This window comes from Pseudomonas sp. (assembly GCF_017744435.1).
In the GTDB taxonomy this organism is placed as follows: domain Bacteria; phylum Pseudomonadota; class Gammaproteobacteria; order Pseudomonadales; family Pseudomonadaceae; genus Aquipseudomonas.
Genome location: NZ_JAGIBG010000034.1, coordinates 59380 through 83925 on the forward strand (window position 1 = coordinate 59380; position 24546 = coordinate 83925).

The 24546-nt window shown below is 64.0% G+C and carries 22 protein-coding genes; 12 read left to right on the forward strand and 10 right to left on the reverse strand.

Annotated elements, in window-relative coordinates:
• The first annotated feature begins 106 nt into the window (after positions 1-106).
• Both J7573_RS20565 and J7573_RS20570 read left to right on the forward strand, forming a co-directional pair.
• On the forward strand, positions 107-2971 hold the full coding sequence (locus J7573_RS20565; RefSeq protein WP_294339707.1) for a class I adenylate cyclase: 2865 nt from the start codon (positions 107-109) through the stop codon (positions 2969-2971).
• A 77-nt stretch (positions 2972-3048) separates the two neighbouring features.
• Entirely contained in the window at positions 3049-3894 is an 846-nt protein-coding gene (locus J7573_RS20570; protein WP_294339708.1) for a hypothetical protein, read from the forward strand.
• Between the two features lie 15 nt (positions 3895-3909).
• Here J7573_RS20570 and rnk read toward each other — a convergent pair whose 3' ends face one another.
• The 3 genes from rnk to cyaY all read right to left on the reverse strand — a co-directional run bounded on the left by rnk (position 3910) and on the right by cyaY (position 4999).
• Positions 3910-4320: a nucleoside diphosphate kinase regulator gene (gene rnk / locus J7573_RS20575; protein ID WP_110637922.1), complete on the reverse strand. Its 411-nt coding sequence runs from the start codon at positions 4318-4320 to the stop codon at positions 3910-3912.
• 132 nt (positions 4321-4452) lie between these two features.
• Positions 4453-4665 carry a DUF1289 domain-containing protein gene (locus J7573_RS20580; protein WP_294339715.1) on the reverse strand — a complete coding sequence of 71 codons (213 nt, stop codon included), beginning with the start codon at positions 4663-4665 and terminating at the stop codon, positions 4453-4455.
• 1 nt (position 4666) lies between these two features.
• Positions 4667-4999 carry an iron donor protein CyaY gene (gene cyaY, locus J7573_RS20585; RefSeq protein WP_294339718.1) on the reverse strand — a complete coding sequence of 111 codons (333 nt, stop codon included), beginning with the start codon at positions 4997-4999 and terminating at the stop codon, positions 4667-4669.
• A gap of 218 nt (positions 5000-5217) precedes the next feature.
• Here cyaY and J7573_RS20590 point away from each other — a divergent pair, with 218 nt between their 5' ends.
• Genes J7573_RS20590 through J7573_RS20615 form a run of 6 tightly spaced genes read left to right on the forward strand, consistent with a single transcriptional unit; the run spans position 5218 to position 9822 of the window.
• Entirely contained in the window at positions 5218-5421 is a 204-nt protein-coding gene (locus J7573_RS20590; protein ID WP_054886459.1) for a lipoprotein, read from the forward strand.
• Positions 5422-5430: 9 nt separating this feature from the next.
• Positions 5431-6678: a diaminopimelate decarboxylase gene (gene lysA, locus J7573_RS20595; protein WP_110637924.1), complete on the forward strand. Its 1248-nt coding sequence runs from the start codon at positions 5431-5433 to the stop codon at positions 6676-6678.
• A 4-nt stretch (positions 6679-6682) separates the two neighbouring features.
• The gene (dapF, locus tag J7573_RS20600) at positions 6683-7513 is read left to right on the forward strand and encodes a diaminopimelate epimerase (RefSeq protein ID WP_110637925.1); all 831 of its coding nucleotides are present in this window, start codon (positions 6683-6685) and stop codon (positions 7511-7513) included.
• Between the two features lie 13 nt (positions 7514-7526).
• On the forward strand, positions 7527-8231 hold the full coding sequence (locus J7573_RS20605) for a DUF484 family protein (protein ID WP_294339727.1): 705 nt from the start codon (positions 7527-7529) through the stop codon (positions 8229-8231).
• Positions 8231-9130 (forward strand): tyrosine recombinase XerC, encoded by a 900-nt coding sequence (gene xerC / locus J7573_RS20610; protein WP_103448524.1) that lies wholly within the window; start codon positions 8231-8233, stop codon positions 9128-9130. The genes J7573_RS20605 and xerC overlap by 1 nt, the downstream gene beginning before the upstream one ends.
• A complete protein-coding gene (locus tag J7573_RS20615) occupies positions 9127-9822 on the forward strand; it encodes an HAD family hydrolase (RefSeq protein ID WP_294339731.1) in 696 nt (231 codons plus the stop codon). The genes xerC and J7573_RS20615 overlap by 4 nt, the downstream gene beginning before the upstream one ends.
• Before the next feature lie 181 nt (positions 9823-10003).
• Here the strand turns inward: J7573_RS20615 and sutA are convergent, their stop codons facing one another.
• From sutA to glnK, 3 genes are all read right to left on the reverse strand, one after another.
• Entirely contained in the window at positions 10004-10333 is a 330-nt protein-coding gene (gene sutA / locus J7573_RS20620; RefSeq protein ID WP_056794110.1) for a transcriptional regulator SutA, read from the reverse strand.
• A 428-nt stretch (positions 10334-10761) separates the two neighbouring features.
• A complete protein-coding gene (locus tag J7573_RS20625) occupies positions 10762-12096 on the reverse strand; it encodes an ammonium transporter (protein WP_294339739.1) in 1335 nt (444 codons plus the stop codon).
• Positions 12097-12143: 47 nt separating this feature from the next.
• Complete coding sequence (gene glnK / locus J7573_RS20630) at positions 12144-12482, reverse strand: P-II family nitrogen regulator (RefSeq protein ID WP_002555808.1); 339 nt, start codon at positions 12480-12482, stop codon at positions 12144-12146.
• 376 nt (positions 12483-12858) lie between these two features.
• Here glnK and J7573_RS20635 point away from each other — a divergent pair, with 376 nt between their 5' ends.
• Together J7573_RS20635 and J7573_RS20640 are read left to right on the forward strand one after the other, a co-directional pair.
• A complete protein-coding gene (locus tag J7573_RS20635; protein ID WP_103448521.1) occupies positions 12859-13122 on the forward strand; it encodes an accessory factor UbiK family protein in 264 nt (87 codons plus the stop codon).
• Positions 13123-13144: 22 nt separating this feature from the next.
• Positions 13145-13573: a TOBE domain-containing protein gene (locus J7573_RS20640; protein ID WP_294339746.1), complete on the forward strand. Its 429-nt coding sequence runs from the start codon at positions 13145-13147 to the stop codon at positions 13571-13573.
• A 34-nt stretch (positions 13574-13607) separates the two neighbouring features.
• Here J7573_RS20640 and J7573_RS20645 read toward each other — a convergent pair whose 3' ends face one another.
• On the reverse strand, positions 13608-15620 hold the full coding sequence (locus tag J7573_RS20645) for a DUF4034 domain-containing protein (RefSeq protein WP_294339748.1): 2013 nt from the start codon (positions 15618-15620) through the stop codon (positions 13608-13610).
• Between the two features lie 254 nt (positions 15621-15874).
• On the opposite strand from J7573_RS20645, the gene J7573_RS20650 reads away from it, so the two are divergent.
• Complete coding sequence (locus tag J7573_RS20650; protein WP_294339750.1) at positions 15875-17365, forward strand: YifB family Mg chelatase-like AAA ATPase; 1491 nt, start codon at positions 15875-15877, stop codon at positions 17363-17365.
• 32 nt (positions 17366-17397) lie between these two features.
• Here J7573_RS20650 and J7573_RS20655 read toward each other — a convergent pair whose 3' ends face one another.
• The 3 genes from J7573_RS20655 to J7573_RS20665 all read right to left on the reverse strand — a co-directional run bounded on the left by J7573_RS20655 (position 17398) and on the right by J7573_RS20665 (position 19242).
• On the reverse strand, positions 17398-17826 hold the full coding sequence (locus J7573_RS20655) for a DoxX family protein (protein WP_294339752.1): 429 nt from the start codon (positions 17824-17826) through the stop codon (positions 17398-17400).
• 73 nt (positions 17827-17899) lie between these two features.
• A complete protein-coding gene (locus J7573_RS20660) occupies positions 17900-18265 on the reverse strand; it encodes a response regulator (RefSeq protein WP_294339754.1) in 366 nt (121 codons plus the stop codon).
• Positions 18262-19242, reverse strand: a complete 981-nt coding sequence (locus tag J7573_RS20665) for a response regulator (RefSeq protein ID WP_294339757.1) — start codon at positions 19240-19242, stop codon at positions 18262-18264. The genes J7573_RS20660 and J7573_RS20665 overlap by 4 nt, the downstream gene beginning before the upstream one ends.
• A gap of 240 nt (positions 19243-19482) precedes the next feature.
• On the opposite strand from J7573_RS20665, the gene J7573_RS20670 reads away from it, so the two are divergent.
• The gene (locus J7573_RS20670) at positions 19483-24522 is read left to right on the forward strand and encodes an ATP-binding sensor histidine kinase (RefSeq protein ID WP_294339759.1); all 5040 of its coding nucleotides are present in this window, start codon (positions 19483-19485) and stop codon (positions 24520-24522) included.
• The last annotated feature ends 24 nt before the right edge of the window (positions 24523-24546 follow it).

Genomic DNA, 24546 nt, shown 5'->3' on the forward strand with positions numbered 1-24546 from the left:
AGAACAGGCGCTATAAAAATGACGTCAAAAACCCAATTTACGCTTATCCGACTACCCCACTCAGGCTAAACTCGCCTCAGCTTTCCTGGCCCGCCCTGAGTGCGCAATGAATCACCCCCACGAAATCCGCCCTGACCTGGACGAAGGCATCGACCGCAAGGTGCTGGCGACATTGCGTGCGCGCTTCCTGTACATCAACCAGTGCCGGCTCGAGCGCGCGATGGAGGGCCTGTCGAGCCGCCAGCAGCTGGTCCTGACCCTGCTGCCGCTGCTGTTCCACGTCAATCACCCGCTGTTGCCCGGTTACGTGTCCGGCGCCACACCGTCCGGGGTGGCGGGGTTCGAGCCGGATGCCGATCAGGTCGCCGATGCCCAGCGCCTGGCGCGCTCGTTCGCCTACAAGGCGCGCCATGGCAACCCACCGCGGCCGATTCACGGCCTGTTCCTGATGGGCAGCCTCGGCTCGCTGGCCCAGGCCGAACAGAGCGACATGGACCTGTGGGTGTGCCACGCCCCCTGCCTGGCCGAAGCCGAGCGCGAGGAACTGCGCCGCAAATGCCAGTTGCTGGAAGCCTGGGCGGCCAGCCAGGGTGCCGAGGCGCACTTCTTCCTGATCGACCCGCAAAGTTTCGCCCAGGGTCAGCGTGACAGCCAGCTCAGCTCCGACGACTGCGGCACCACGCAGCATTTCCTGCTGCTCGACGAGTTCTACCGCACGGCCATCTGGCTCGCCGGGCGCACACCGCTGTGGTGGCTGGTGCCGGTCTATGAAGAGCACAACTATCAGGCCTATACCGAGACCCTGCTGTCCAAGCGGTTCATCCGCAACCAGGACGCCCTCGACCTTGGCAACCTTTCACACATACCGCCCGGCGAGTACGTCGGGGCCGGGCTGTGGCAGCTGTTCAAGGGGATCGATTCGCCCTACAAGTCACTGCTCAAGCTGCTGCTGACCGAGGCCTATGCCAGTGAGCACCCAACCGTGCGCTGCCTGAGCCTGGACTACAAGCAAGCGGTGTTCGCCAACCATCTCGACCTCGACGAGCTCGACCCCTATGTGATGGTGTACCGGCGTATCGAGCGCTACCTGCAGCAACGCGGCGAAACCGCACGACTGGAACTGGTCCGGCGCAGCCTGTACCTGAAGGTCAACAAGAAGCTGAGCGGCCTGGACCGCACCCGCAGCAACGGCTGGCAGCGCCAACTGTTGCAGCGCCTGGCCGATGAGTGGGGCTGGGACGAACGCCAGCTGGCCATGCTCGACAGCCGCAGCCAGTGGAAGGTACGCCAGGTCGCCGTCGAGCGCCGTGAACTGGTAGCGGAGCTCAACCACAGCTATCGCTTTCTCGGCCAGTTTGCGCAAAGCCAGGATGCCAGCAGCCGCGCCGACCAGCGTGACCTGAATGTCCTGGGCCGGCGCCTGTACGCCGCCTTCGAACGCCGCGCCGGCAAGATCGAAGTGATCAACCCGGGCATTGCCCCGGACATCGCCGAAGACACCTTGACGCTGGTCCAGTCGCCAAACCGCAAGGAGCCTGGCACCCATCACTGGGGCCTGTACAACGGCAACCTGGGGGTGCACGAATGGGAGCATTTCAGCCCGATCAAGCGCTGCCGCGAATTGCTCGAGCTGCTGACCTGGGCCCACCGCAATGGCGTGATCGACAGCACCACGCGCCTGGCCCTGCACCCGGGCGACAGCGACCTCAGCGAATTCGAGCTGTTCAACCTGTTGGGCAGCCTGCAGCAAAGCATCCCGTTGCCGCTGGACAGCGTCAGCGAAGAGCGCCTGCTGCAGCCGAGCGTGGCTGACGAAGTCCTGCTGCTGGTCAATGTCGGCGTCGACCCACTGCACCATCACCGCGACCTGAACATCCTGATGACCACCGAGCGCACCGACTCGTTGAGTTATGCCGGTGTACGCGAGAACCTGGTACTGACCCTCGACCAGGTCACCCGCAACAGCTGGAACGAAGTGCTGGTGCAGCGCTACGACGGCGAACACGCGCTGCTGCGCTGCCTGCGGGACTTCCTCAACAGCCTCGGCCAGCGCAGCCACCGCCCGCAGGTTCGGGTACGCTGCTTCTGCCACAACCGCGCCCAGGCCATCGGCCAGCGGGTCGAGGAAATTTTCGACACGGTGCAATTGCTGCTCGACCAAGGCCTGAATCACCGTTACCTGCTGCAGGTGGCGCAGTACACCCATGTGCTGGAACTAGTGCCCGGCCAGGTCAGCCTGGCGACCCTGGCCGGGCATGACGCCGTGCTCGATCACCTGGGCGAAGAGCGCAGCGAGTACAGCCCGTTGCACCTGGATGGCAATGCCCTGCAGGACTACGACCTGCCCCTGTTGCTGGAACAAGGCCGGCGCAATTGCATCCAGGTGTTCTACCGCCTGCTCGATGGCTGGGCCGACCTGTACGTGCTGGATGAGTACAACGCCCTCTGGCAGCAGCGCCTGCCATTGTTTGACGAAAGCCACTTGCTGCTGCCGTTGCAGCGTTTTCTGCGCTCGGTGGTGGTGCGCCATGATGCCCGCCTCCCGCTCGACCACCTGCAGCAGGCTTCACTGGCCATCCACTACGCCCAGCTGCTGCCCTCCGGCCCGGGCAAGGCGCGCAGCATCGAGCCGCGCCCGGCGCCCAGCGCGGGTGTCGACCAACCTTATTACGAGGTGCAGGCCATTCTGCAGGCCGGCACGGGGGATGAGGTGCATGTGACGCTGTATTGCGACCAGCAGGAGTTTTCCGAGCTGGACCATGGTGACCAACTGTATGAAGTGGTCGCCCGGCAGATTCTTGGCCAGCGCCGCAGTGCCGGGCACTACCGCTGCTACATCACCGACCTGGACCTGTCCGAGCTGCTCGAGGACGAGCAGGGGTCGACCTGCCTGTACCTACGCTACAAGCGTCAACTGGAGCAGGCATTGAATCAGGGGCTGGAGCAATTGCAGGCCGCACTCACCCCCTGAGCCAACCGGTGTTTCCCTCTGCACGGAACAGCTGGCAACCAACATGCTGCGCACTCATCCAACGATTGGAGTGCGTCATGAACAAACAGAACTGGATGGCCAGCGTGCCTGAACTTGGCCGCCTGCGCGTTGACCAGCTCATCCTGCCCGGCAGCCATGATTCGGGCATGGACAAACAAGCCGACAATATCGTGCTACCACAGGAAGTGACCCAGGACGTTTCCTGCATCGAGCAGATCCGCGCCGGTATTCGCGTGCTGGACCTTCGTGTACGCGCCAACCGCGAATACACCCCCGACTCAACCTACCGCTACAAGCTCTATCACCTGAGCACATCGGGGCGCACTGTGCTCGGCGACGTCGTGTCGGAGCTGAACCGCTTTTACGAAGACCCCGCCAACGAACGGGAAATCATCATTCTCGACTTCCATCAATTCGATCACTTCAGTGCCCAGGAGCACGAGTGGATGCTGGCGATGCTGGACCAGCACATGGGCCAGCGAATCATCCCTTATGACTTGCACATGCTGACCTTGGATCAACTGTGGAATGACCACCCCGGCAGAACCGTGGTCATTGCCTATAACGACCAGGCCGGAGGCAACCACTGGAATGGTGTGGAACAGGTCTGGATGGGTGAGAACACACCCTCCACAGAGGAGCTGAAAGCCTTCATGGACAAGAAGCGAGGGCAGCAGTACAAGCCAGACGGCACGCTACGCTCGATCCAGTGCGCCAAATACAACAAGGTGGTGTTCACCCCTGATGATTTCAGCGACAAGATTGATGAGTGGTTCCATTCAAAAGACCTGGGCAGCTATATCCAGGGCTTCCACATCATCAATACCGATTGGTCGCTGCGCAGTCGCATCGTCGACAACTGTATTCACGCCTGCCAGCTCAGGGCGCAGAACACGCCCTGAAAGGCCATGCAGGGCTCAGAGGTCGAAATCGCCAGCCGCTTCTGGCTGGTATTCGACTTCCAGCAACTTCAGTTTCAGGGTCTTGCCCCCCGGTGCCGGCCAGTCGATCTGCTCGCCGACCGACAAGCCCAGCAGCGCACAGCCGATCGGCGCGAGGATCGAAACCTTGCCCTCGCCGCCGGCATCTTTCGGGTACACCAGGGTCAGGTGGTAGTCCTTGCCACTTGCTTCCTCACGGCAATGCACGCGCGAGTTCATGGTCACCACACCGGCGGGCACTTCATCATGGCCGACCACCTGACCGGCACGGTCCAGCTCCTCCTGCAAGGCGAGCACACCCGGCGTACTTTCGTCGAGGCTGTCGATCAGGCGCTCGAGACGCTGTACGTCCAATCGGGTGAGGATGAGGGAAGGCTTGGTGCTCATGATCCAGTCAGACTCCTTTGAACAGGCGGTTTCCTGCAGGCAGATAAAGCAAAACCCCGCCCAAGGGCGGGGTTTGTGAATGCTGTTGCGTCACCGACGCACTACCCGACACTACCACAGCCGGGCAAATACTCAAGCCCGTGCACGCAGGGCCTCGGCTTCGCGGCAGATCTGCCGACGCCGTTCGTCATCGGCCGAACGCCATTCGCGAATGTGCTCGACATGCCGGTGGCAGCCGGTGCATACCCGCTGCTCATCCAGCCGGCAAACGCTGATGCAAGGTGAAGGCACCGCCGGGCTGACGTTGCTGTACAGCGGCTTGGGTGGCCGCGCCTGGCTGCTCATGTCAGATCTCGTTGAAGTCCAGCTTCTCGCCGGCCCGCTCCCAGACGATGCGCTCGAGCATTTCGCCAAGCAGCTCTTCGCTCTTCTCGCACACCCACTTGCCGCTCTCCGGGTCGTAGTCGAAGTGGAAACCGCCGGAGCGGTCGGCCAGCCACAGCTGGCGCAGCGGCTCCTGGCGGCTGAAGATCAGCTGGGCGCCGCCTTCGAACTTGACGGTCAGCACGCCGCCGGAATTTTCCATGTCCAGGTCCAGGCCGCTCTCGTCGAACAGGTCTTCCAGTGCCTGTTGGGTCGCGTCGACCAGATCATGGAAACGCGCTTCGCTCAAACTCATTGCAGGAACCTCGAAATTGGCTGCTTTACGGGCAAGCCGGGCAAGATACGGGCGCCGGGCCATGAATGCAAAGGTTTAGCCGCGCTCGATACGGGCCCATTACCGGCGGCGATAACCCCTAAGCATAGCCCGCCCGACGGACCGGCTCTTGCATAGGCAATCCGCCGGTCGCTCGGTATACTCGGGCGCAATACTGCATATTTCAAAGGATTTCACCCATGAAGCGCCTGATTTCCTCGCTCGCGGCGCTGGTCGCGGTTGCCTGCCTCGTTTCGGCCTGCGGTCAGAAGGGCCCCCTGTACCTGCCAGAAGACGGCAAGGACGGCAAAGGCCCGAAAAAGTCGCACCAGCACCAGCACGCTCCAGCGGTCCAGCCGCAAGAAGAGCAGCCAATCCAGCCCGAGCAGACGCCAGAGCAGTAAGGAATTCAGATGAACGCTTTCAACTACCGCGACGGTGAACTGTTCGCGGAAGGCGTGGCCCTGTCGGCTATCGCCGAACGTTTCGGCACCCCGACCTACGTGTACTCGCGCGCTCACATCGAAGCCCAGTACCGCAGCTACACCGATGCCCTGCAAGGTACCGAGCACCTGGTCTGCTTCGCCGTCAAGGCCAACTCCAACCTCGGCGTGCTGAACGTCCTGGCGCGCCTGGGCGCAGGCTTCGACATCGTCTCCGGCGGTGAGCTGGAGCGCGTGCTGGCCGCTGGCGGGCGCGCCGACCGCGTGGTGTTCTCCGGCGTCGGCAAGACCCGTGAAGACATGCGCCGCGCCCTGGAAGTCGGTGTGCACTGCTTCAACGTCGAATCCACCGATGAGCTCGAGCGCCTGCAAGTGGTGGCCGCCGAAATGGGCAAGGTTGCCCCGATCTCGCTGCGCGTGAACCCGGACGTCGATGCCGGCACTCACCCGTACATTTCCACCGGCCTCAAAGAGAACAAGTTCGGCATCGCCATCGCCGACGCCGAAGCCATCTACGTGCGCGCCGCGCAGCTGCCGAACCTGGACGTGGTCGGTGTCGACTGCCACATCGGCTCGCAGCTGACCACCGTCGACCCGTTCCTCGATGCCCTCGACCGCCTGCTGGCCCTGGTCGACCGCCTGGCCGAGTGCGGCATCCACCTGCGCCACCTGGACCTGGGCGGCGGCGTTGGCGTGCGCTATCGCGACGAAGAGCCGCCACTGGTAGCCGACTACATCAAGGCCATCCGCGAGCGCGTCGGCACCCGTGACCTGGCCCTGGTATTCGAGCCTGGCCGCTACATCGTGGCCAACGCCGGTGCCCTGCTGACCCGCGTGGAATACCTCAAGCACACCGAACACAAGGACTTCGCCATCATCGACGCGGCGATGAACGACCTGATCCGCCCGGCCCTGTACCAGGCCTGGATGGGTGTCAGTGCGGTCACCCCACGGGCGGGCGAAGGCCGTGCCTACGACCTGGTCGGCCCGATCTGTGAAACCGGCGACTTCCTCGCCAAGGACCGCGTGTTGAACCTGGCCGAAGGTGACTTGCTGGCCGTGCAGTCGGCGGGCGCCTATGGTTTCGTCATGAGCTCGAACTACAACACCCGTGGCCGTTGCGCGGAAATCCTGGTCGACGGCGACCAGGCTTTCGAAGTCCGCCGCCGCGAGACCATCGCCGAACTGTACGCTGGCGAAAGCCTGCTGCCGGAGTGAGCCCATGCTGCTGCGCTTTACCAAGATGCATGGGCTGGGCAACGACTTCATGGTCCTCGACCTGGTCAGCCAGCACGCGCACATCCAGCCCAAGCACGCCAAGCAATGGGGTGACCGCCATACCGGTATCGGCTTCGACCAGCTGCTGATCGTCGAGGCGCCGAGCAACCCGGAAGTGGACTTCCGCTACCGGATCTTCAACGCCGACGGTTCCGAGGTCGAGCAGTGCGGCAATGGTGCGCGCTGCTTCGCCCGCTTCGTGCTGGACAAGCGCCTGACCGCGAAGAAGCGCATCCGCGTGGAAACCAAGGGCGGCATCATCGAGCTGGACGTGCAGAACGACGGCCAGGTGTGTGTCGACATGGGCCCGCCGCGCTTCGTCCCGGCGGACATCCCGTTCATTGCCGACGAACAGGCGTTGAACTACCCACTGGAGGTCGACGGCCAGGTGCATTCGATTGCCGCCGTGTCCATGGGCAACCCGCATGCCGTGCTGCGCGTCGATGACGTGCACACCGCGCCGGTCCATGAACTGGGCCCGAAAATCGAAAACCACCCGCGCTTCCCGCAGCGGGTGAATGCTGGTTTCCTCCAGGTCATTGACCGCCATCGCGCCAACCTGCGGGTATGGGAGCGTGGCGCCGGCGAGACCCAGGCCTGTGGCACCGGCGCCTGCGCCGCAGCCGTGGCCGCCATCAGCCAGGGCTGGATGGACTCCCCGGTGACCCTTGACCTGCCGGGTGGCCGCCTGAACATCGAATGGGCCGGCCCCGGCAAGCCCGTGTTGATGACCGGCCCAGCCGTACGCGTCTTCGAAGGACAGGTTCGTCTCTAAGCGAGTAACCCCCATGACCGATCAGCCAGTACCCCAGCAGCCCGATGAGCTCGATGCCGAAGCGGTGGTCGCCTACCTGCGCGCCCACCCCACCTTCTTCGCCGAGCACGACGAGCTGCTGCTCGAGCAACGCATCCCCCACCAGCGCGGCGACAGCGTGTCGCTGGTGGAACGCCAGCTCAAGCTGCTGCGCGACCGTAACATCGAGATGCGCCATCGCCTGTCGCAACTGATGGACGTGGCCCGTGACAACGACCGGCTGTTCGACAAGACCCGCCGGCTGATCCTCGACCTGCTCGATGCCGGCAGCCTGGAAGAAGTGGTGATGGCCGTCGAAGACAGCCTGCGTCAGGAATTCCAGGTGCCTTTCGTCAGCCTGATCCTGTTCGGCGACAACGCAGCGCCCGTCGGCCGCTGGGTGAGCAATGCCGAAGCCCAGCAAGCCATCGGCGGCCTGCTTGGCGGCGGCAAGACGGTCAGCGGCAACCTGCGCGAGCATGAACTGGCCTTCCTGTTCGGCAAGGAGCAGCAGCAGGAAGTCGGCTCCAGTGCCGTTGCAGCCCTGGAATACCAGGGGCTGCATGGCGTGCTGGCGATCGGCAGTCGTGACCCGCAGCACTACAAGAGCAGCGTCGGCACCTTGTTCCTCGGCTATATCGCCGAAGTGCTCGGCCGCGTGGTGCCGCGCGTGACCCAGACCCTGCGTCCGGTGCGCTGATGGAACGCCAGCTGGAGGCTTATTGCGCACACCTGCGCAACGAGCGCCAGGTGTCGGAGCACACCCTGCTGGCCTACCGCCGCGACCTCGACAAGGTCATCGAATACTGCAACAGCCAGGGCATCGCTGGCTGGGGCGCGCTGCAGATCCAGCAACTGCGCCAACTGGTTGCCCGCCAGCACCACCAAGGGCAGTCCTCGCGCAGCCTGGCGCGGTTGCTATCAGCGGTGCGCGGCCTGTACCGCTACCTCAACCGCGAAGGGCTGTGCCAGCACGATCCGGCCACCGGCCTGAGCGCGCCCAAGGGCGAGCGCCGGCTGCCCAAGGTGCTGGACACCGACCGCGCCCTGCAGCTGCTCGATGGCGGCGTCGACGACGATTTCATCGCCCGCCGCGACCAGGCCATCCTCGAACTGTTCTATTCCTCCGGCCTGCGCCTGTCCGAGCTGAACAACCTAGACCTCGAGCAGCTCGACCTGGCCGCTGGCCTGGTGCAGGTGCTCGGCAAGGGCAGCAAGACCCGCGTGCTGCCCGTCGGCCGCAAGGCCCGTGAGGCCTTGCAGGCCTGGTTCAAGCTGCGTGGCATCGGCGGCCCACGTGACAGCGCGGTGTTCATCACCCGCCAAGGCAATCGCATGAGCCCGCGGGCCATCCAGCTGCGGGTCAAGGCCGCTGGTGAGCGCGAGCTGGGTCAGCACCTGCACCCGCACATGCTTCGCCATTCCTTCGCCAGCCATGTGCTGGAATCGTCCCAGGACCTGCGCGCGGTGCAGGAAATGCTCGGCCATGCCGACATCAGCACCACGCAGATTTACACCCACCTGGACTTCCAGCACCTGGCCGCGGTGTACGACAGCGCCCACCCTCGGGCCAAACGCAGCAAAGGCACAGACTCATGAGCATCAAGCTGATCACCTTCGACCTCGACGACACCCTGTGGGATACCGCGCCCGTGATTGCCAGCGCCGAGGTCGTACTGCGCGACTGGCTCGAAGCCAACGCCCCGATCCTTGGCGGGGTGCCGGTGGAACACCTGTTCGCCATTCGCGAACGCCTGGTGCAGGCCGAACCGGGGCTCAAGCACCGCATCAGTGCCCTGCGCCGGCGTGTGCTGTTCCACGCCCTCGAGGAGGTCGGCTACAGCGAGAAGCAGGCGCAGGAGCTGGCCAACGAGGGTTTTGAAGTGTTCCTGCATGCCCGCCACCAGGTCGAAGTGTTCCCTGAAGTGCAGCCGGTGCTGGAAATTCTGCGCCATTACTACACCTTGGGCGTGGTCACCAACGGCAACGCCGATGTACGCCGCCTGGGGCTGGCGGATTACTTCCGCTTTGCCCTGTGCGCGGAGGATCTGGGCATTGGCAAGCCGGACCCGGCGCCGTTCATGGAAGCGCTCAAGCGTGGCGAAGCTGAAGCCAGTGCAGCGGTGCATATCGGTGATCACCCGGGCGACGACATCGCCGGGGCCCAGCGCGCCGGTTTGCGCGCGGTGTGGTTCAACCCGCAGGGCAAGGCCTGGGCTGGCGATCAGGCGCCGGATGCAGAGATCCAGCGCTTGTCCCAGCTGCCCGACATACTCGCGCGCTGGCGCTGACAGGGGCCGCTTCGCGGCCCATTCGCGGGCATGCCCGCTCCCACAGGGACTGCACAGGTCCTGAGGCCCATGGTGAACCTGTGGGAGCGGGCGTGCCCGCGAAGAGGCCGGCACAGGCAACCCAAACCTCACAGGCACAAAAAAGCCCGCAGCGACGGCGGGCTCTTTTGTATTCAGCCACTCAGATAGGGCGGCTGCCGTACTTGTTGTCCGGCTTCTTGGGCGGGTCGGCGACCACGTTGGCCTCGACTTCCTGCACCTTGCCACCGCGCGACAGGAATTCTTCCATCGCCTTGGCCAGGGCATCACGCTCTTTCTGCTTGGCTTCCATGCTCGGCATCTCGTCTACCGAGACAGCGGCCTTGGACTTGCCCTTGGCAGTCGGTGCCGGGCTGCTGTCGTCATCGCCAGCATCTTCCGCGCCATCGTCAGCCGCCGCTTCAAGGCCTTCATCAGCCTCGTCTTCGTCGCCTACTTCGAGGTCATCATTTTCCAGATCGTCGTCGCTCATGTTCTACCTCATGACTTGCGAAAAGCAGGTTAGTTATAGACCAGTGCAGCCGTAGACCGGCAGCCACCAGTGAAAATTCAACTGGCCGTGGGTTAGGCCACTGCCCTTGGGTCGGCACTCCTGATGGGAGGCGGCACCCGGCAGGCCCTGCTCCTGGCAGGACCTGAAAAATCCTTGAACCCTGCTGGCCACACGCTATTGGCAAGCCTAGCAAAGGCTGGTGAAGCGTGCGGACTACTCGTCAAACACCCTTTGGCGCGCATTCTAGCGCGCCCGTGGAAAAAGCAAAGCACCATAAACGCCCCAGGACTTGTAAGTTTTTGGCCTACGTCGCGAACGTGAGTGATAAACCGTTTGCACTGCGGGAAATGGCAAAAAACAGGCAAAAAAATGCCCGGCGAACCGGGCAAGTTTTTCCAGCGTCGCGGTTACAGGTTGTAGCCGCGTTCGTTGTGCTGAGCCAGGTCGAGGCCGACCGACTCTTCTTCTTCGTTGACCCGCAGGCCCATCACCACATCCAGCACCTTGAGGATCACGTAGGTGACGATGGCGGTGTAGACCACGGTGAAGATCACACCCTTGGCCTGGATCCAGACCTGGGCACCGATGTCGGTGACAGCGCCGAAGCCGCCCAGGGCCGGTGCCGCGAATACGCCGGTGAGGATGGCACCGATGATGCCACCGACACCGTGCACGCCGAAGGCGTCGAGGGAGTCGTCATAACCCAGCTTGCGCTTGAGGGTGGTGGCGCAGAAGTAGCAGATCACGCCGGAGGCCAGGCCGATCACCAGGGCGCCCATCGGGCCCACGGTACCGGCGGCCGGCGTGATGGCGACCAGGCCAGCGACTACACCTGAGGCGATGCCCAGGGCACTTGGCTTGCCGTGGAAGATCCACTCGGCGAACATCCAGCCCAGCGCTGCGGCGGCGGTGGCAATCTGGGTCACCAGCATGGCCATGCCCGCAGTGCCGTTGGCGGCGGCGGCGGAACCGGCGTTGAAGCCGAACCAGCCGATCCACAGCATGGCCGCGCCCATCAGGGTGTAGCCCAGGTTGTGCGGGGCCATCGGGGTGGTCGGATAGCCTTTGCGCTTGCCCATGACCAGGCAGCAGACCAGGCCCGCGATACCGGCGTTGATGTGCACCACGGTGCCTCCAGCGAAGTCGAGTACGCCCCAGTCCCACAGCAGCGCGCCGTCACCGCTCCAGACCATGTGCGCGATCGGTGCGTAGACCAGGGTGAACCAGATGCCCATGAACACCAGCATCGCCGAGAACTTCATGCGTTCGGCGAAGGCACCGACGATCAGCGCCGGGGTGATGATGGCAAAGGTCATCTGGAAGGTGACGAACACCGCTTCAGGGAACAGCGCGGTGGCCGAGGTCAGGTTGGCCGGGGTGACCCCGCTCAGGAACGCCTTGGAGAACCCACCGACGAAGGAATTGAAGTTGAGCACGCCCTTTTCCATACCGGTGGTATCGAAGGCCATGCTGTAGCCGTAGATGACCCAGAGAATGCTGATCAGGCCCGTGATGGCAAAGCACTGCATCATCACCGACAGCACGTTCTTGGAACGCACCATGCCGCCGTAGAACAGGGCCAGACCCGGAATGGTCATGAACAGCACCAGCGCTGTCGAGGTGAGCATCCAGGCGGTGTCGCCGGAGTTCAGCGCTGGGGCAGCTGCTTCCTCTGCCAGGGCAAGCCCGGGCATTACGAGGGACAATAGGGCTCCTAGCCCTGCGATCTTACGCAGAGTCATGTTGTTTTCTCCTGGGGCGTTGGGTTTGGTGAGGCTTTTTTCGGCGCTTAGATCGCGTCGGTATCGGTTTCGCCGGTACGGATGCGGATCGCCTGCTCCAGATTCACCACGAAGATCTTGCCGTCACCGATCTTGCCGGTGTTGGCTGCCTTGGTGATGGCTTCGATCACTCGATCAAGGTCCTTGTCGTCGATGGCGACGTCGATCTTCACTTTGGGCAGGAAGTCGACCACATACTCCGCGCCGCGATACAGCTCGGTGTGGCCCTTCTGCCGGCCGAAACCTTTGACTTCGGTGACGGTAATGCCCTGCACGCCGATTTCCGACAGCGACTCGCGCACGTCGTCCAGCTTGAACGGCTTGATGATGGCTGTGACTAGCTTCATGAAACTCTCTCCCGATTTGGTGGACTTGCCCCAGGAAAACAAACCCGTCTCAAGTCTAAGCGCAGCGGTTGGCTTTGTAACGCGTCGTCGGCATCCGGCTCCGCGTGCGCACTGCCTGGTCACAAGGAACTGCATCAGTGCATGGCTCGCACAGGTCTTTGCAGAAACCTTGCCAGTTCCGTTAAACCACCGGAAAACAGCGAGTTATGTGAATGGGTCGGGATTGGCCAGTCGCCAGCATGGTAAACATGCACAACTACGGTGCAGCCAGGCCCGGCAAGTTGCTCGAAAAATGTGCAATGACCTGGGGTCAATGGCGCAGCTTTGCCCCGTGCTACACTGCGGGCCATTTCTCAGTATCAGTGGACAGCCGCCCATGCTCGCGCCCAAAGCCCTTCTCGACGCCCTGAGCGACCAGGCCTCGCGCCTGTTCAGCAGCGATACCGCCCAGCCCCGCGCGGAACTGGAAAGCCAGTTCAAGGTGCTGATGCAAGGTGCCTTCAGCAAGCTGGACCTGGTCAGCCGCGAAGAATTCGACAGCCAGATGGTCGTGCTGGCGCGCACCCGTGCCCGCCTCGAGGCTCTGGAGAAGCAGGTCGCCGAGCTGGAAGCGCGGATGGCGCCAGCGTCGCAGGAATAACAATCGATAAGGAGTAGTCACCATGAAAGTCAGTGCCCGCAATGTCTTCGAAGGTACCGTCAGCGCCGTGCAGCCCGGTGCCGTGAATGCCGAGGTCGAACTGACCCTCGGCGGCGGCGAGAAGCTGGTGGCGGTGGTCACCATGACCAGCCTGCACAGTCTCAATATCAATGTCGGCAAACAGGCCGTGGCCCTGGTCAAGGCACCTTGGGTGGTGCTGATGACCGATGCCGACGGCTACCGGCTGTCCGCCCGCAATGCCCTGGAAGGTGAAGTGGTGCGGGTAGGCGACGGTGCGGTGAACGCCGAAGTGGTCCTCAAGCTGGCTGGCGGCACCGAAGTGTTCTCCATCGTCACTCGCGAAGCCGTGCAGGAGCTTGGCCTGGCCCCTGGCGTGAAGGCCACCGCGCTGATCAAGGCGTCGCACATCATCCTCGGCGCCAAGCCATGAAAGCTATGGGGCCGCAAAGCGGCCCCGACTCTATTCAGGCCGAAGCCCGATGATGGCCGGTGGCCTTGGGCGGTAGCTCGCTGGCATGCAGGTCGCCACGGAACAACGCCGCCCCGCACACGGTGAACAACGTCTTCACCCGGCTGTGCGAATTGCGGATCTCGGCCTGAATTTCCTCGATGAGCGGATCGCTCGACTGCAGCGCAACGGCACGACTGGCCCATTCGATTGCCGCAAAGCGGCTCTGTTTGCGCGTGCCGCTGCCCTGCATCCAGGCCAGCCCGAGTTCCGCACAGGCACGCGCGGCGGTCCAGGCATCGGGGTGCTCGGCCAGCCCCAGCAGATAGTCGACCGCCTCGACACGTTCCCGCGCATCGCCGTACTGGCGGAGCAGGATGCCCAACTGCAACTGCGCCTTGGCATGGATGTTCGGATCGCCCAGTGCGTCGAGCAGCAGCCGCTTGACCGCCAGCACTGCCTTGCGGTCCTCCAGCCCTTGTGGGGCGCTCATGCGTTGGCGGGCCAGATCGAACTTGGCCAGGGGGTGACCAGACTCCGCCGCACGCAACAACCAGTGCTCGGCAGCCTTGCCGCTCAGGTAGTGCGCGGGGGTGTTGTCCAGCCAGCCACGGTGCAGGTCGTACAGCGCAATGGCAGCACCCGGCAGCTTCTGCTCTGCACAGGCTTCGTACAGGAAATGCGCAGCCTCATGCAGGTTGGCAGCCCAGAGCAGGCGCGGCACATCGAGCACATCGAAGCCCTGCCCCTCTCGCCCGCACTGGCGCTTGACCGCCATGCGCAACCACAGGCGTGCCTGCTCGTCTGATGGCCCAAAGCCCCACAAGCCGAACTGGTGCCCCGCAGCCCGCAGAGCGCAGGCCGCCGCCTGTCGACGGTCGTCGCATAGCCGCTCGATGACGGTGCGCAATACCTGCGAATCGTCTTCGGCCTCGTTGAACAGCACCAGGCACACAAGGCTATGGAAAGGCTCACCAATGGCCGGGACGAAGCCGTGGTCTGGGTAGAGCGCGACGCTGTCGGCAAAATCACGCATCGCACCGGCGTAATCACGCATCGAATAGCGCCGCAGCGCGCCACGCCGGGCCAGCAGCGTAGCGCGCTCCTTGGGCCTGAGTTCGCACTGTGCCCATTGGGCAAAGGTTCTCTGCCAGGCCGCGACCTGAGGCAGTTGCTTGGCATGCGGCAGCCAGAATGTCTCTTCCAGGGCCAGCCAGCGGATCGCATTACGCTGCGCTTCAGGCCAACCCTGGCACGACGGGCCGCGGACCAGTGCATCGATCGCCTCATCGCTACCGCCCCAACGTGGCGTCAGGCAAGCGGCATAGGCCTCGATCGCCTCGAAGCAGCCGGGAAACCACGCCAACGCATGGCGCAGCCAGTAATCCCGGGCACTCTCACCCTGCTCATGCAAGCGCGCGCTCAACCTTGCGGGCAATGTTTGTGGCAGCTCAAGCAACGGCGTCAGGCCGAATTTGACCAACAGTGGCGCAGCGGCCTCCTGCACCTCCACATCGGCATGCGCGCTGGGCCGATAACGCGCCACCTGGCCATCGAACAGTTCGAGCAGCCAGCCTGGCTCGCGCAGCTGCGAGCTGATCAGCAGCATGCCGATGACTGCAGCAACAGGCTGTGCGCCATGTTCCATGGCCCGCAGAAAATGTGCCGCGCCCTTTTCACAGGCCTGTTCGGCAGCCAGCCAGCGTTCTTCGGACACTTCATGGGAGCCGGCCTGCCCACGGATCTGGCAGGCATGGCTGAAGCAGTGAAAACCCATCACCACATGCGGGTGATAAGCCTTGGGGCAGGCGTCGATCCAGGCCTTGAGGGTGTGCGTCAGGGATTTGCCGCCCTGAGTGTCCCAGTCCAGCATGTAGCCTTGCAGGGCCTCCAGGTAGGCGGGGCACTCACCGGGGGGCGCCTGATGCCACTGCGCCTGGAGTGCATCGAAGAGGCGGTTGAGTTCGACGAATTCATTGGCCTGCACCCGTTCTCGGATCTGCTGGCGGGTGCGAATGAGCGTTTGCACGGGCAGTACCTTAAGTCCATTTCAGGGTTGCTTTGCCATCCACTGGCAACAGCAGTCGCTCTTGAACACTAAGCCATAGCCGGCCACTTCGCAAAGATGTTGGATCCAGTATTTGTCAGATTGTGTGAAATGGCAGGGGAAAAACCTGGCATGCAAAATAAAGTCGCATTTTTCTTGCGCCCGACTTGCTGAAGCTCTCTAGGCTTCGACAAGCCGCAGGAAGCGGCTCTGGATCCAGTCACAACGGAGCGTCCATGTCCCTCGCCCTCATCCACAGCCGCGCCCAGGTCGGCGTACAAGCACCAGCAGTCAGCGTCGAAACGCACCTGGCCAACGGCTTGCCCCATCTCACCCTGGTCGGCCTGCCGGAAACCACGGTCAAGGAGAGCAAGGACCGTGTGCGCAGCGCCATCGTCAATTCCGGGCTGAACTACCCGCAGCGGCGCATTACCCAGAACCTCGCACCGGCCGACCTGCCCAAGGACGGCGGGCGTTATGACCTGGCCATCGCCCTGGGCATCCTGGCCGCCGATGGTCAGGTGCCGTTGCCAGCCCTGGCTGAAATGGAATGCCTGGGCGAGCTGGCCCTCTCGGGCAAGTTGCGCCCGGTGCAGGGCGTGTTGCCAGCGGCACTGGCGGCGCGCGAGGCCGGCCGGGCATTGGTGGTACCACAGGAAAATGCCGAAGAAGCCAGCCTGGCGGGCGGGTTGGTGGTGTATGCAGTGGGGCACCTGCTGGAGCTGGTGGCGCATCTGAACGGGCAGGTGCCGCTACCACCATTTGCTGCCAATGGCTTGGTCCTGCAGCAGCAACCCTACCCTGACCTCAGTGAAGTGCAAGGCCAGGTCGCGGCCAAGCGAGCACTGCTGCTGGCCGCAGCCGGAGCGCACAACCTGCTATTTACCGGTCCGCCCGGTACGGGCAAGACATTACTCGCCAGCCGCCTGCCTGGCCTGCTGCCGCCACTGGATGAACACGAGGCGCTGGAGGTGGCGGCGATCCAGTCGGTCAGTGGCCACACACCGCTGAGCAGTTGGCCGCAGCGCCCCTTTCGCCACCCACACCATTCGGCCTCGGGGCCGGCGCTGGTGGGCGGCAGCAGCCGGCCGCAGCCAGGCGAGATCACCTTGGCGCACCATGGCGTGCTGTTTCTCGACGAGCTGCCCGAGTTTGAACGGCGCGTGCTGGAAGTCCTGCGCGAGCCGCTGGAATCGGGCGAGATCGTGATTGCACGGGCACGCGACAAGGTGCGTTTCCCGGCGCGCTTCCAGCTGGTAGCAGCGATGAACCCCTGCCCTTGCGGCTACCTGGGCGACCCCACTGGCCGCTGTCGCTGCAGTACCGAGCAGATCGCACGGTATCGCAACAAGCTGTCAGGCCCGTTGCTGGACCGCATCGACCTGCACCTGACTGTGGCCCGCGAGTCCACCACCCTCAACAACCAGCCAAGCGGTGAGACCAGCGCCGATGTGGCTGCCAAAGTGGCCGAGGCTCGGGAGGTGCAGCAACGGCGGCAAAGTTGTGCCAATGCATTTCTGAACCTCGAAGGGTTACGCAGCCACTGTCAGCTGGCAGCGGCTGACCAGGCCTGGCTGGAAAATGCCTGCGAGCGGCTGAGCCTTTCTTTGCGGGCGGCGCATCGGTTGCTGAAGGTTGCACGTACATTGGCGGATCTGGATGGCAGCCAGGCGATCAGCCGGGGGCATCTGGCCGAGGCTTTACAGTACCGACCGGGCAGCAGCTAGAGCATGGGGCTGCTTTGCAGCCCCATGATCCATCAGGAAAACTTGCTTCGGCCGATCACCCCGGAGACCGAGTACAACCCAGGCCCAGTCAACGCCAGCCCGCCATAAAGCGCCACCAGCAACCAGGCAAACTGTCCCTGCTCCAGCGACCAGTCCGGATGCACCACCACCAGCGCCACCAGCAATACCGCCAACACCGGCAAGCAGGCCAACCGCGCTGCCACGCCCAGCACCAGCAACACCGGGCAGACCACCTCGGCAAACACTGCCAGGCCCAGGGTCAGCGGTGCGCCCAGGCCAAAAGGATCCTCGATGCGCTGCAACTCCCCGCTCCAGTCCAGCAGCTTGGGCAACCCGTGGATGGAAAACAGCAGCACAGCGGCCATCACCCGCATGAACAGCAGGCCACTGGCGATAAGGGTTGGCGACTGGGGGGCGAGCAGGGTCTTGAGGTGTGGCATGGCAAAGATCTCGTAATTCAATCAATCCAACGAGCATCAGCCGACGGCACAGCGATTGATTGTTCAGGTGTGCTCATTCGCCTGCCAACGCCTCTTCGACCACCTTGAGCAGTACCTCTTCGGAAAACGGCTTACCCAGGCAAGCCTGCGCGCCATTGGCTAGCGCCGCCTGCACCGCGCCATCGTCCCAATGCGCCGACATGCCGATCACCGGCAAGCGCCAACCCCGCCGCGCCAGCTCACGCTGCACCTCCAGCCCGCTCATTCCCGGCATCCTCAGATCGAGCAGCACGCACCCAGCCTCAGGTGCCAGGCCCGAGGCCAGAAACATATCCCCCGTCGCGAACGCCAAGCACTCGAACCCTGCCGAACGCAGCAGGTTGCCCAGGCTTTTGCGCACCGAAGCATCGTCATCGACAATGCACACCGCTCTGCTCATGCGCCAGACCGAGCCTCGATGACGTTGTGCATGGCCACCAACTCCAGCAGCGAGCGAGATTGCATCTTGTTCATGATGTTCTTCTTGTGCACCTTGGTGGTCACCTCACTGGTGCCGATCGCCTTGGCGATCTGCTTGTGCGACAAGCCGCCGACCACCAGCGAAAACACCTGGCGCTCGCGCGGGGTCAGGTGCTGGTACTTTTCCTCGACCTGCCGCGCGTGCTGCCGTTTGCGCCCCTCGGTCACGGCACGCGCACGTACCGACTCAAGCAGCGCCAGCAACTGGTCTTCGTCGAAGGGCTTGGTCAGAAACTCCACGGCCCCGGCGCGCATGGCCTGTACCGTCATGGGGATAGTGCCGAAACCGGTCATGAACACGATCGGCCAGGGCAGCGCCAGCCGGCACAGCGCAGCCTGAACCTCAAGGCCGGTGGTTTCGGGCAGATGCATGTCCAGCAGCAGGCAGGCGCAAGGGCTTTCCAGGCGCGCGTCGAACAGCTCCTCGGCGCTGGCGAACAAACGGTGCGGAATGTCCTGCGAGCGCAACAGGCGGCCCAGTGCCTTGCGCACCGAAGGGTCGTCATCCACCACCAGCACAGGGACGTTCGCAGCGTCGTTGATCGGTTCGCTGGCATCGGCCATAGCGCCAAATGGCGACTTGCCCGGCGCCAGGCAAGGTACGTCGAAGCTGACTTGCGCAGCCAGACGATAGCCCCGGCGCGGCACGGTCTGGATCAGCCCGCGGTCGCCAAAGGCCTTGCGCAGCAGCGACACCTGCACCTGCAGGTTGTTGTCCTCGACCACCGTGCCGGCCCACACCTGGCTGAACAGCTCATCCTTGCCGACCACCCGGCCCTTGGCCTTGATCAGCGTGGCCAACACCTCGAATGCGCGCCCGCCCAACGGGATCGGCTTGCCATCGAGAAAGGCTTCTCGCCGCTCCAGCGATACCTGGGCATTACCAATTCGGATCATGGTTTCCTCGCGCGGGCATGGGCGTTTGCGCAGCCTCGGGCAGCCTAGGTGAGCATCCGCATTCAGACAATTATCCCGAGGGATAGGTCGGCCTCAGCACTATACAAGCGCCTCCCAGCCGCCAGGTATTGATAACGGACAACAGCGTGCCCGTTTCTGCCAAACCGGCTGCAGGCCGCATTCTTGAAGGGGCTGCTGCGTATACTCGCGCGTCAGGATGTTGCTAGCAGGGGGTGCTTTATGCTCGATGAACGCCTCGCAAACAGGCCCATCGATTTCGACCAGTCGATCGACGACGACTGGCTGAATCGCTGCGATATCACGCCACTGGGCCAGGAAGGTGAGCTCAGCTACTTCCGCTTGTGCGACCCCGCCACCCGCCAGGCCTGGATCGCCGTGCGCGCCCCGCTCGAGGCCCCCGCGGCCTGTCAGCGCCTTGAGCGTGACTACCGCCTGCAGCTTGACCCGCAATGGGCGGTAATCCCCTCGGCGTTCGTCCGTTCCGCCGAAGGCCCTTTGCTGGTGTACCCGGCCGGCCGCTCCATCGCCGACCTGATCAGCGAGGGCCCGATCGTCCTGGAGACCTTTCTCGACATCGCGGTAAACGCCGCCAACGCCTTGGCCCAAGCCCATGAACACAACGTACTGCACGGTGCATTGCAGCCCGAACACGTGTGCCTGCGGCCGAACCAGCAGGTGCGACTGGGCTGCTTTCGTGCCGATACGCCAGAACTGATCAGCGATCAGGGCAACGCGCTCGGCAACTGGGCCTACCTGGCACCGGAGCAGGTCTGCCCCCATGGCAGCAGCAGCGACCGGCGCAGCGATATCTATGCCTTGGGCGCGATCCTCTACCAGCTGCTGCTGGGCGAGCTGCCGCTGGCCGGGCGCGATACCCAGCACTGGCGCCAGCTGCATGCCGGCGTTCAGCCACGCACGGCCTGTGAGGTCGACAGCCAGGTACCACAGCCGCTGAGCCGGATCCTGGCCAAGGCCCTGGCAAAGGAACCCGATGCCCGCTACCAGAGCGCCCGGGCCCTGGCAGTGGACCTGGCCCACTGCCAACGGCAATGGGCCGCCAGCAAGACCATCGCTCCCTTCGAGCCCGGTTGCGCCGACCCGGTTTCGCCCAGTCGCCAGCGCCTGTACGGCCGCAATGCCGAACAGAAGCTCATCACCCTGATGTTCAATGCCATGCGTCGCGACAGCAAGCCCCAGGTGTTGTTCATCAACGGCGCGGCAGGCATGGGCAAGTCCAGCCTGGTCGAGGCCGCACTCAAGGCCCATGCCGAAGGCTATTGGGCTGTCGGCACGTGCAACAGCCCGGAACAGGCTATGCCTTATGCCCCCTGGGTCGAGATCCTCGGTTCGCTGACCACCCAGCTGCTGGCCAAGAACAGCCAGGACCTGGACACGCTGCGCCGCGAGATCCTCCATCGCATCAAAGACCACGGTCGGTTGCTCGGCAAACTGGCCCCAGACCTGCAGCTGATCCTCGGCCCCTTGCCCGAGCTGCCGGAAAAGCCCACGCGTCTGGCATTGCAGAAAGCACAGCAGGCCATCATCGAATTCCTGCAGGTGTTCAGCCACCCCGGCCACCCGCTGACGCTGTGTTTCGATGACCTGCAGTGGGCCGACGATGCCACCCGACAGTTGCTGGCACAGTTGCTCGCCCAGGCCCCCGACAACCTGCTGCTGATCTTCGTCAGCCGCAACGATGCGCAAACCGCAGGTATGCCACTGGCCACGCCGGCAACACTGCACAGCATCACACTGAACCTGCGGCCACTGACCGTCGGAGCAGTCACCGAGCTGGTCGGCGAGCGCTACCACGTCAGCCCCGACCAGGCGTTGCAGGTTGCCGAGCTGATTCACGGCAAGACCGCAGGCAACCCGTTCTTCATCAACCAGATCCTCAGGGTCATGGTCGAAGACCGGCTGTTCACCTTCGATACCCAGGCCATGCGCTGGTCGTGGTGCCTGCAGGCAGTGGCCCGGCAACGCTATTCCGACAACGTCGCCGATCTGATGATCCACCGTCTGGCACGTCTGCCGGCCCCTCAGCGCGATGTGCTGCGGATCGCCAGCGCGGCAGGCAGCCGCTGCGATGAACGCCTGCTGCTTGCACTGCTGCCGGGCAAACCGCTGAAGGCCCTGGTTGACGCGGGCTTCCTGCTACCGGGTCAGAAAGGTCTGAGCTTCGCCCATGGCCGCGTGATGGAGGCCGCCTACCAACTCACGCCTGCGCGTGATCGCGGCCAGCTGCATGCATGCATTGCCCAGGCCATGCTCCAGGTCTGGCGCAACGACTTGCAGGAGGGCGTGTTCGAGATCGCCAATCAGCTGCAACGCGCCAGCCCACGCGGGTTTGCAGCGGATGACTGCGAACTTTTCCTGCAGCTTTTGCGTGATGCGGCGCTGCGTTCGCGCGACACCGGCGCCTGCGAACAATCTGCGGCCTACCTGCAAACGTGCGAGCTGCTGCTGCACCAGAGTGCCACGCCGCAAAGCCACGCCACCCATGCCTTTGCCATCGCCTGCATGGCTGCAGAATGCGACCTGCAGCTGTCGCGCGTGGCTGCAGCAGAAGACCGGGTCATGGAATGCCGCCAGCGCGCGCGCTCGACGCTGGAGCGGGTACGGGTATGCCGGCTGCAGGCACGCCTGCACACCGTGCGCGGCGACTACCAGGCCGCCATCAACACCGCCGTCGACGGCCTCGAGCTGCTGGGGATAAGCCTGACTCGCGGTGTCGACCCGCAGCAGGTGGAAGCCAGCCATGCGCATGTCCGGGCTCTGATCGAACAGCAAGGCCGCCATTGCCTGGCGTCGCTGCCGCGTACCGACTCGGAGGAGGTAGCCGCTGCCATTGGCTTGCTGGCCACCCTGTCGTCATCGTTTTTCGTACAGGACGATATCTGCTTCCTGCACCTGGCCAAGCTCATGGAGCTGTCGCTGTTGCACGGTGTCGCCCCGGGCAGCACCTACGGCCTGGCCTGGTATGGGGTAATGATTGCCGAGCGCTTCGGCAGCTACCACGACGGCCATGCCTGCTGCCTGGCCGCGCTCAAGCTGATCGAGCGACACGGCTTCGAGGCCGATCTCACCAGCGCGCTGCTGGCATTGGACCAGGTCAGTGCCTGGACCTCGCCAATGGAGTTCGCCCGCCGCATGGCGCTGGAAGCACTCGGCTCGACACGCCTGAGCGGTGACGAGGCCATGACCTGCTATGCCTGCAACCATCTGGTTTCCGACTCCCTGTTCATGGGCCGCTATCTGCCGGAGGTAGCCGAGGAGGTGGCACAGGGCCTGGCTACCGTGCGTGGTTACGGCTACAGCGATATCGAGCAGATCCTGCAAGCCCAGCAGGCATTCGTCGCCAGCCTGAGCGGCGCACCCTGCACGATCCTGCCCGCGCAGGTGAACTCACCCACCACGTTGTTCTTCCAGCAGCTGTTCAGCGGCATGTCAGCCTTCTACCTGGGCAATGTCGCGCAAGCCATGCACAGCCTGAACGCTGCGGGCGATAACGCCTGGGCAGCACCGGCACATATCAACCTGGCGGACTACCACCTGTTCCGCGGCCTGGCCCTGGGCAGCCCGGAAGCCCCCGGCAGCCTGGCCGGCAAGCTGGCCGAGCTGCAGGCCCTGCGCGGGCGCTTCGGCCGCTGGGCCGGCTTCAATCCGCTGACCTTCCGCAGCAAGCTACTGCTGATCGAAGGGGTGATTGCCAAGCTCGAAGGCGACGGCCTGACGGCCATCCGCTGCTTCGACCAGGCGCAGATCGCCGCGACCGCCGCCGGCTTCATCCACGAACAGGCCTTGGCCCACGAGCAACTGGCCGAGGTCTGCATCCCCAGCGGTCTGATCTCCGGCGCCAACCTGCACCTGCGTATTGCCCGCGACTGTTTCCATATCTGGGGGGCGACCGGCAAGGTGCAGCAGCTGGAGGCCTTGCATCCGTTCCTGCGCACGCAACCCGTCCAGGAGACCTACCGCGCCACCCAGCAGGCCAAGCTGGACCTCGAGGCCGGCATCGAGGCAGCACGGGCGTTGTCCGAGGAAGTGCTGCTCGAAGGCCTGATCGAGACGCTGATGGGCCACCTCACCCAACACTCCGGCGCCGATCACGGTGCACTGCTGATCGTCAGCGGCGCCGAATTCCAGATGGCCGCCCTCGCCTTCATCGACAATGCCGGGCTGCACGTGAGCATGGACAACTGCCAGAAGTTCATGACCCAGGCGCCGCTGTCGATCATCAACGCCACCCTGCGCACCAAGAAGCCGCTGGTGCTCAATGATGCCCAAAACGAATGCCCGGAAGCCTTCCGCCAGGAACTGCACGCCCGCAACGCCCGTTCGGTGCTGTGCCTGCCGCTGGTGATCCAGGGCGTACTGATCGGCCTGGTGTACCTGGAAAACCGCCTGGTGCCGAACCTGTTCGGCAGCCAGCGCCTGGCAATGCTCGAGATCCTTGCCTCGCAGGCGGCCGTGTCGCTGCAGACTGCCAAGTTCTATACACGCCTGGCCGAGGACAACCAGGCCCGGGCGCAAATGGAAGAAGAACTGCGCCGATCACGCGCCGAACTTGCGCGCAGTACCCACCTGCAGGTGATGAACGAGCTGTCGGCGTCCATTGCCCACGAGATCAGCCAGCCGCTGCTGGGTATTGCCTCCAACGCTGCAGCCAGCCTGCGCTGGCTCAAGCGCGCCGAGCCCAACCTGGAAGAGGCGATTGCCGGCCTGGAAGATATCCGCAACGACAGCGAACGCGCCGCCAACATTGTCCGCGCACTGCGCTCGCTGGCCAAGCAGTCGCCGATGCAGCTCAAGGCAGTGAAAGTCGACGAGCTGATTCGCGGGGTATTGCGCCTGACTTCGGCCGATGCTGCCAAGCACCTGGTCGAGGTACAGACCCGATTGCAGGCAGGGGTGAGCGTGATGGCCGACCCGGTGCAGTTGCAGCAACTGGTATTCAACCTGATCACCAATGCACTGGAGGCCCTGGCCGGGTATCGCAGTGAGGGGCTGTTGCGGATTGCGTCTGCGGTCATCGGGGATGTGGTCGAGATCTGCGTGGACGACAACGGGCCCGGCATTGCTGCGGATGAACGCGCGCGGGTGTTTGATGCATTCCATACCACCAAGGACGAAGGGCTGGGGATGGGGCTGGCGATCTGCAGCTCGGTGGTGCAGGCCCATGGTGGGCAGTTGCAGGCGCTGGAGTCGGCGTTTGGCGGGTGCCGGATTCGCTTCACGCTGCCTGTGAAGTCTTCTTAGCCTGTACCGGCCTCTTCGCGGCGG